Below are 7418 nucleotides of genomic sequence, written 5' to 3'. Positions count from 1 at the left end.
TGGAAACAGTCAAGGGCTTCTTGCGTTTAGATACCTGCCTGTACTTCCCTGTACAAGCTATTGCATATCTGCCGTACCCCCCGACCGGCGCTGTTCCGCAGCAGTGTGACGCATCTGTAAATCAAATATTCGGCGGTCACTACACAAGCTACTTGTAATCACTAGGAGCATGTCTTGTCTCAGTTATTACCCCAATGGTTTACGGAGGTGAGAAAGTCTCGGTTTTTGGATATATCATTCGTATTTCTATTAGATAGGATTGAAAACTTTTTAACACCATAATTTTCGCTGTTGCCGATTTTATGTTGTAAGATTGCTACACCTTTGCCTGTAAAGGATGAATATATCGGCAGGAGCTTTGAGTTTGGTGTTTGAAACTATTGTGGGATATTTTATATGTATGAAGATTGGGATTAAAGGAGCATGTAGAAATTATAATCCGTTCTATTTGAGATATTGAAACGACTCACATGTTGTGTAATAGTGAAATATCAATTATTATATATTGGAAGGTGGAAAGTCGGGCACAGTAAAGGAGGTATCTGTATTGCCAACGGTCTATATGGAATACAAATACCTGATGTTCTTGGCTATTACACTATACCCTGGAAGAATAGCTGCATTGCTTTAATCTTCTTCTGTATAAAAGTCGATCAACGAGGAGATATAAGGGTCTTCCCATCCATCCGAGATATTTTCAAAGTCTTCATCCGGTATATTTGTCTGCCTAATTTCCAAGGATGTCCCTTTTTTATGTTCATGCAGCTTTAATGTAACAATCGAAGGGTTGTCTGTTTCACCGAAGTACCATTCTTGCATAATTTTTGTCGAAGGTTCCAGTTCCAAGAATCGGCCAGTTATAGCACCATCCCATAAGGAGAATTCTCCATTGATAGTAGCGTCTATGGACACTAGGTCTCCTGTCCAAAGACGAGCGGTAATTTCGGTCGTTAATGCAAGATACAGCTCCTCTGGAGTTGCAGGAATAATAGCATATTTCTTGAATTCTTTCATGGTGCAAAGTTACTCTTTCTTGTAATTTACCACTTATTTTGACTTCATTTTTATTTATCTTAATTTTATCGCAAACTATTAGGACAACATGAGTAATTTTCTGCCAAATTCTTTAGTGAAAAAGTTAGGGGTGAATCCATTATTTGATACTGATGCATTTATTAAGATACATGAAGAAGGTATTCGGGCGACAGCAATACGCCTAAACCCTAATAAATTAGAAGATTGTCCGATTCCTAATGCAAAACAAGTTCCTTGGTGTCATGTGGCTTATTATCTTCAGGATCGTCCAGTGTTTACGTTAGATCCTTTATTTCATGCTGGAACATACTATCCACAAGATGCTTCTTCCATGTTCATAGATCATATTATTCGAAGTTTGAAGTTAAATGAAAGGAGTGTTCGGGCGTTGGACTTATGCGCCGCTCCAGGAGGAAAGTCTACTTTATTAAACAGTAGTTTGCATCCGGAATCGCTCTTGGTTGCAAATGAAATTATTAAAACTAGGGTTACCGTCCTGCAAGATAACTTAATGAAATGGGGAAATGCTAACACAGTAACGACAAATAATGATCCTGCAGCGTTTAATCGCCTTCCAGGATACTTCGATTTGATGGTTGTTGATGCCCCATGTTCTGGATCTGGAATGTTTAGAAAAGATACCGATGCCATCGATGAATGGTCCGAAGCTAATGTTAAGCTTTGTAGCGAAAGACAACAGCGAATTTTGGCTGAAAGCTTGGCGACTTTAAATAAGGGCGGATATTTGTTCTATTCAACATGTTCTTATTCTCCGGAAGAAAATGAAGATATTGTCGATTGGTTACTGGATAGCGGTGATTTCGAATCTATTGAAATAGCTATTGAAGAGCATTGGGGAATTGATCATACAAGTTCTAATAAGCATCGTGCACACGGTTATCGATTTTACCCGCATAAATTAGGTGGAGAGGGCTTTTTTATTGCTGTCCTTAAGAAGATTGGCGAACAGGAAACGTTCAATAGAAAGCGAATTAAACCCGAAAAATCAGAGGTACCTAGAGGAATTCTAGATAATTGGATTTCGGATAGTGCCAGTTTTCATACTTTTCTTCATCATGAGGATGTATATGTTTTTCCAAAAATGTATGAACATGATCTAAAGTATCTCCAAAATGTACTTTATCTTAAGAATGCGGGAACTAATGTTGGGAAACTTAACAGAAAGGAGCTAATACCAAGCCATGCGCTGGCTTTGAGCATTCATTTGACCAAAGACTTCCAATTGGTGGAATTGTCGCTTGAGGATGCCCGCAATTATCTTAGAAAGGAAAATATAGCTGTGGATACGATTGGCGAAAATATTCAAGGATGGGCCATAGCAAGTTTTCAAGGTAAACCTTTGGGCTGGATGAAGGTATTGACCAACCGAATAAACAACTATTATCCAAAGGAATTGAGGATTGCAAATTTATAAGAGCTGGAGACATTATACTCCAAGGGGAGTATATATAAAATTTGCTTAGGATAGGCTCACGATAATTGAGCAGATATCTTTAGCAACTTCTTCTTTCGATTTTAGGCTAAACTCACGGGTATTTCCAGACCGATCGATTATAGTGACTTTATTGGTATCCGTGGCAAAGCCGGCACCTTTATCTTGCATGGAATTGAGCACAATAAAATCCAGGTTTTTTCGAACCAATTTGTCTTTTGCATTTTCGAGTTCATTATTGGTTTCCAATGCAAACCCAACGAGTAATTGGTTTTCTTTCTTTTTGGCACCTAAAGTAGCTAGAATATCGGCGGTTTTCGTCAGCTCGATAGCGAATTCGTTTTCTTTCTTTTTTATTTTTTGGGTAGCGACTTCAACTGGAGTGTAGTCTGCCACAGCAGCGCTCATCACAACAATATCTGCTGCTTCAAAATATTCTTCGCAGGCGCTCAGCATCTCAGCTGCCGAGGTAACTGAAATCGTATAGACGCGCTCGGGTAATTTCAGGGCAGTCGGTCCCGATACTAGAGTGACGTCTGCGCCAAGTTCTTCAAGTTCTTTGGCGATGGCATAGCCCATTTTTCCACTTGAATGATTGCCAATGAAGCGGACTGGGTCTATAGCTTCATAAGTAGGGCCAGCTGATACTAATGCTTTCTTTCCTGCTAAGGGCAGTCCTCGCTCCGAAAATTTAACTAAGAAATCCATTATTTCTTCCGGCTCCGCCAAACGCCCCTCACCCACTAGACCACTTGCCAGTTCCCCTTTTCCCGGAGGAATGAGGATATTGCCATAAGAACTAAGCTTATTAATATTGGACTGTGTTGAAGGGTGTTTCCACATATCTAAATCCATTGCTGGAGCGAATAGTACTGGACATTTTGCTGATAGATACACGGCTGTTAAGAGGTTATCGCAAAACCCATTGGCCATTTTGGCCAAGGTATTTGCCGTTGCTGGTGCGACTAAAATATAATCTGCATTTAAAGCAATTTCGACATGATTGTTCCATTCCCCGGTATTCGGCTGATAATAATCTATTAAAACGGGGGTTTTGGAGAGTGTGGAAAGCGTAAGCGGGGTAATAAAGGCTGTCGCTTCTTTTGACATGACTACGTTAACTTTGGCTTCCGCTTTTACCAAAAGGCGGATAAGGGATGCAATCTTGTATGCGGCAATACTGCCGCATACAGCAATTACAATATTTTTCCCAGCTAAAGCCATTGTTTAAGGATTAGTCCTGCTCTTTTGAAGGATTTCTGTAGTACACTTTATCGTGTAAAAATTCATCAATAGCAACCAAAGTAGGCTTTGGCATACGCTCGTAATGTTTTGAAATCTCTATTTGTTCACGGTTTTCGAATACCTCTTCCAAGTTATCGTTGTTGCTCGCGAATTCAGCAAGTTTTCCATTCAATTCTTCTTTAATATCTACTGCAATTTGGTTCGCGCGTTTAGAAATAACTACAATAGATTCATAGAGATTGTCAGTGCCTTTGTCCAATTGTCTCAAGTCACGTGTGACTGTAGAGTTTGGAACTGAATTGTTATTTTTTTGACTCATCTTTTTGGGTATTTTCTTTTTCTTTTTTCGCCTTTTGTTCTTTAATATACACTTCCTGCTCCGCAACGGCCTTATTATAATCCTTCACTTGAGAGAGGGCGGTTTTAATCCCTTTTTCAGAATTCTCACGAAGAGATTCTGCCTCTTTCATATGTTTGCTATTCGGAAAATTACTTGCGAAGCTACGGTAATAATCCAAGGCATCATCAAATCTGCTTTCTTGTTTCAGGAAGAAACTTTTTGACGCATAGATGTATTGTGCTTTTAAGGTTAAAAACTCAATCTCTTCTGCGTATTTTGTATCAGGGTATTCTTTTAATACATTCTGTAATGCGATGACAGCTGCCCTATAATCATCCGTAAGACCCATATCATAATACAGTCTTGCATTAGCAAATGCTTTAAGCTCAAGTTTATCTCTTAATTTCTGAATAAGATCTGCGGCTTCTTTGGACCGTTCCGATTCGGGATAGAGATTGACGAAGAGCTGTAAAGCATCAATTGCCTTTCTTGTATTTGCTTGATCTAACGTCGATCTCGGAGAATCTAAATAATAACAATAGGCATGCATAAAACGACATTCCTCTGCTCTTGCACTATTTGGATAAACATCCGCAAAATCTTTAAAGTGAAATGCTGCAGATGTATAATCTTTCAGACGGTAGTTGGCAAATGCCAAATAATAGTAAATATTTTCTGCTTCAGCTTGTCCACGGAATTTGGTCCGCAAGTCATCAAACAAAACTAACGCCTTTGTATATTTCTTTTTCTCATAAAGTTTTACGGCCTCTTCGTACTTTTGAGCGATGTTATTGCTTGCGCGCAATTTCTCAAATTTACTTTTACAGCCAGTAAATACCAATAGAAACATCATGCCGGCACAGATAGCCGCTATACGCCTATTTAAAAACATTTTACAAAGATAAGTGAATTTGTTATACTAATCAATTAAATTTTACTGCGCAATATAGTTTAATAATTATTTGATCGCAAAAACAACATTTCTTATTAACATTCTTTAACTCGATTGTAGCTCGGAAGAGGGTATATTGTCATATACTTGTTGTTTTTCCAATGGTAGCGAAGCCTAAAAATACACATTTTAAAATATTTGATTATCTTTACATATTACAATCATTGAATAGCATTAAGAGTATGACTTTAAAAGAAAAAGTTGAGCAAGCATTAGATACCTTGAGACCATATTTGGAGACTGATGGCGGAAATGTGAGTGTTGAAGAGATTACAGCGGATAATGTCGTGCGTTTAAAATTATTGGGAGCATGTGCTTCATGTTCAATGAGCATTATGACCTTTAAAGCTGGTTTAGAGCAGGCAATTAAGAAAGCTGTTCCTGAAATTACAGCAGTAGAGGCTATTAATTTAACAGATCCAGATTCCCCAGAAGCAACTTTACCCTCTGTTAATTAGTTTTTCTATTAACACAATTTAACGGCTAGTTCGGCTACTTTTGTTTAAATTTGTTCTATGAAGTTGCTGGTTTCTATATTATTTGCTGTATTTATACTTTTTTGCTCCGCCGCATTACAAGCGCAGGAAAGGAAAATTATTCAATACTCCGGTATCGTAACAACGGTTGGGTCTGGACTTCCTGTAGGTTATGCGACTGTCACTAATTTATCTTTCCGAAATGAAGCATTTGCTGCAAATAACGAGGGCTATTTCTCTTTTGTGGCACATGTAGGCGATACAATTCGTTTTACATCTGTCGGTTTTGATCCTTTAGTTGTCACTATTCCTGAGGTTTCTGGAGATAAATATACCGCAAATATCATTATGCAAAATCTAGTGACGGAACTTCCGATGGTAACGCCCTATCCTTGGGCAAGTATAGAAGAGTTTAACATTGCATTTATGAATCTAGACGTTTCCGAAGATAACATCGTTAGAGTAAGAAGATCCTTGTCGTATGAGTCCTTGTCTGCAATGGCAGCTGTAATACCACGTGACGGAAATGAAATGCGTTCAATTAATAATGCGCAGAGCTTTAATACCATGAATAATAAAGTCATCAACCAACGTTATGCTAATCCATTGTTAAATCCTTTTGCATGGGGCAGTTTAATCCAACAGATTACAAAAGGAAGTCAAAGCCGAAAAAGTTCAAGTTATTAATCAGTCGATTTCAGTTTATTGAGTTCTCTCACACTTAATTTAGCGGAGAAATAGGAAACTAGACCAGAGATGCCAATGACTGTTATGAATACTAAAATGTAATCACTCCACTTACTTACCATAGGGTAGCTGTCAATAATGGTATTCGCTCCATCTTCTACACGAATGATTCCATAGACTGACTGAATATAGTTGAATATGCCGCCTATCAATAGACCTAATACACAACCGATAATAGCGATCATAAGACCTTCATAAAAGAAGATACGTTGAATTAGATTATCAGCCCCACCCAAACCTTTCAGGATCGTCATATCCTTTTGTTTGTCCAGTACAAGCATGGTTAAGGAACCTACAATATTAAAGATTGCAATTACACTGATTAAGGTCAGGATAAAGAAGACGACCCAGCGTTCAACACGTACATTTTTATATAAGGTGGGGTTTTGTTTTTCTCTATTCTTTACAATATAATCTGGTCCTATTTTCTTTTGTAATGTCTGCCCAAATAAGTTGACATCTATACCATCTTTTAGGTAAAATTCGATCGATGAAACGCGGTCATATTCTCCGAGAACCTCTTTAGCAAATGAAATCGGTGTAATTATCAAATTGTCAAAATCTTGTTGATAGCGCATTACCCCTACAGGAGTTATGGATCGGATGTTGAACTCTTCAGCAGGATTGGAGGAATTTTTTACCCCTTTTCTCGGTGAATACACTTGAATTTGTCCCGAAGAGTTCTGCATAGGAATCGCCAGATTTGCCTGTACGCTAGCCCCTAGAATTGCGAGGTTAGTCGAGTCATGAGTAAGTTTGTATTGGCCATCTACGAGGATACTGTCTCCGGTCTTCTTACTTAGCGATTGAGGTTCGACACCTTTTATATTTGCAATAAATTGTCTATTTGAATATTGTAACAATACCTTCTCTTGTAGAACCTCCGTATAATGAACCACATTAGAATCTTTTCGTAATTCGCTGAAGATAGCCTGTTTGCTATCAAAAAGTTTGCCTTTCTTGGGTTCAATCTTCAGCTCAGGAGCAAACTTACTGTACATGGATAGTATCAGCTGTTCCATTCCATTGAATGATGATAACAAAATGATTAATGCGGCACTACTTACCATTACGCCAATCACACTAATTGAAGAGATGATATTAATGGCATTAACTGATTTCTTAGAAAACAGATATCTTTTTGCAAATAGAAATGGCAGGTTCATGACT

General features: G+C 38.2%; 8 protein-coding genes. 3 read left to right on the top strand and 5 right to left on the bottom strand.

What is annotated here, in order from left to right:
* Positions 1–627: 627 nt before the first annotated feature.
* On the bottom strand, positions 628–1014 hold the full coding sequence (locus B4Z90_RS13700; RefSeq protein ID WP_286802510.1) for an SRPBCC domain-containing protein: 387 nt from the start codon (positions 1012–1014) through the stop codon (positions 628–630).
* 88 nt (positions 1015–1102) lie between these two features.
* Between B4Z90_RS13700 and B4Z90_RS13695 the strand changes: the two genes are divergently transcribed.
* Positions 1103–2470 (top strand): methyltransferase RsmF C-terminal domain-like protein, encoded by a 1368-nt coding sequence (locus B4Z90_RS13695; RefSeq protein ID WP_286802509.1) that lies wholly within the window; start codon positions 1103–1105, stop codon positions 2468–2470.
* 45 nt (positions 2471–2515) lie between these two features.
* Here the strand turns inward: B4Z90_RS13695 and coaBC are convergent, their stop codons facing one another.
* The 3 genes from coaBC to B4Z90_RS13680 are packed head-to-tail and all read right to left on the bottom strand — an operon-like array spanning position 2516 to position 4965.
* The gene (gene coaBC / locus B4Z90_RS13690; RefSeq protein ID WP_286752844.1) at positions 2516–3712 is read right to left on the bottom strand and encodes a bifunctional phosphopantothenoylcysteine decarboxylase/phosphopantothenate--cysteine ligase CoaBC; all 1197 of its coding nucleotides are present in this window, start codon (positions 3710–3712) and stop codon (positions 2516–2518) included.
* Positions 3713–3722: 10 nt separating this feature from the next.
* A complete protein-coding gene (locus B4Z90_RS13685) occupies positions 3723–4052 on the bottom strand; it encodes a DNA-directed RNA polymerase subunit omega (protein ID WP_046671627.1) in 330 nt (109 codons plus the stop codon).
* Positions 4036–4965: an outer membrane protein assembly factor BamD gene (locus B4Z90_RS13680; protein WP_112375121.1), complete on the bottom strand. Its 930-nt coding sequence runs from the start codon at positions 4963–4965 to the stop codon at positions 4036–4038. Before B4Z90_RS13680 ends, B4Z90_RS13685 begins: the two co-directional genes overlap by 17 nt.
* A 242-nt stretch (positions 4966–5207) precedes the next feature.
* Between B4Z90_RS13680 and B4Z90_RS13675 the strand changes: the two genes are divergently transcribed.
* Complete coding sequence (locus tag B4Z90_RS13675) at positions 5208–5483, top strand: NifU family protein (RefSeq protein WP_046671629.1); 276 nt, start codon at positions 5208–5210, stop codon at positions 5481–5483.
* A gap of 57 nt (positions 5484–5540) precedes the next feature.
* The gene (locus B4Z90_RS13670) at positions 5541–6188 is read left to right on the top strand and encodes a carboxypeptidase regulatory-like domain-containing protein (RefSeq protein WP_070560915.1); all 648 of its coding nucleotides are present in this window, start codon (positions 5541–5543) and stop codon (positions 6186–6188) included.
* Here the strand turns inward: B4Z90_RS13670 and B4Z90_RS13665 are convergent.
* A complete protein-coding gene (locus tag B4Z90_RS13665) occupies positions 6185–7414 on the bottom strand; it encodes an FtsX-like permease family protein (protein WP_070560917.1) in 1230 nt (409 codons plus the stop codon). The genes B4Z90_RS13670 and B4Z90_RS13665 overlap by 4 nt on opposite strands.
* Positions 7415–7418: the final 4 nt, after the last annotated feature.

The organism is Sphingobacterium sp. UBA5639 (assembly GCF_002421245.1).
Lineage (GTDB): Bacteria > Bacteroidota > Bacteroidia > Sphingobacteriales > Sphingobacteriaceae > Sphingobacterium > Sphingobacterium multivorum.
Note: the sequence above shows the minus strand (reverse complement) of the source record. Positions and strands in the feature narration are given on the sequence as shown.

What these genes read in the sequence shown, in the direction of transcription:
- B4Z90_RS13700 (WP_286802510.1), bottom strand. Translation starts at nt 1,014, where the DNA reads ATGAAAGAATTCAAGAAATATGCTATTATTCCTGCAACTCCAGAGGAG.
- B4Z90_RS13695 (WP_286802509.1), top strand. Translation starts at nt 1,103, where the DNA reads ATGAGTAATTTTCTGCCAAATTCTTTAGTGAAAAAGTTAGGGGTGAAT.
- coaBC (WP_286752844.1), bottom strand. Translation starts at nt 3,712, where the DNA reads ATGGCTTTAGCTGGGAAAAATATTGTAATTGCTGTATGCGGCAGTATT.
- B4Z90_RS13685 (WP_046671627.1), bottom strand. Translation starts at nt 4,052, where the DNA reads ATGAGTCAAAAAAATAACAATTCAGTTCCAAACTCTACAGTCACACGT.
- B4Z90_RS13680 (WP_112375121.1), bottom strand. Translation starts at nt 4,965, where the DNA reads ATGTTTTTAAATAGGCGTATAGCGGCTATCTGTGCCGGCATGATGTTT.
- B4Z90_RS13675 (WP_046671629.1), top strand. Translation starts at nt 5,208, where the DNA reads ATGACTTTAAAAGAAAAAGTTGAGCAAGCATTAGATACCTTGAGACCA.
- B4Z90_RS13670 (WP_070560915.1), top strand. Translation starts at nt 5,541, where the DNA reads ATGAAGTTGCTGGTTTCTATATTATTTGCTGTATTTATACTTTTTTGC.
- B4Z90_RS13665 (WP_070560917.1), bottom strand. Translation starts at nt 7,414, where the DNA reads ATGAACCTGCCATTTCTATTTGCAAAAAGATATCTGTTTTCTAAGAAA.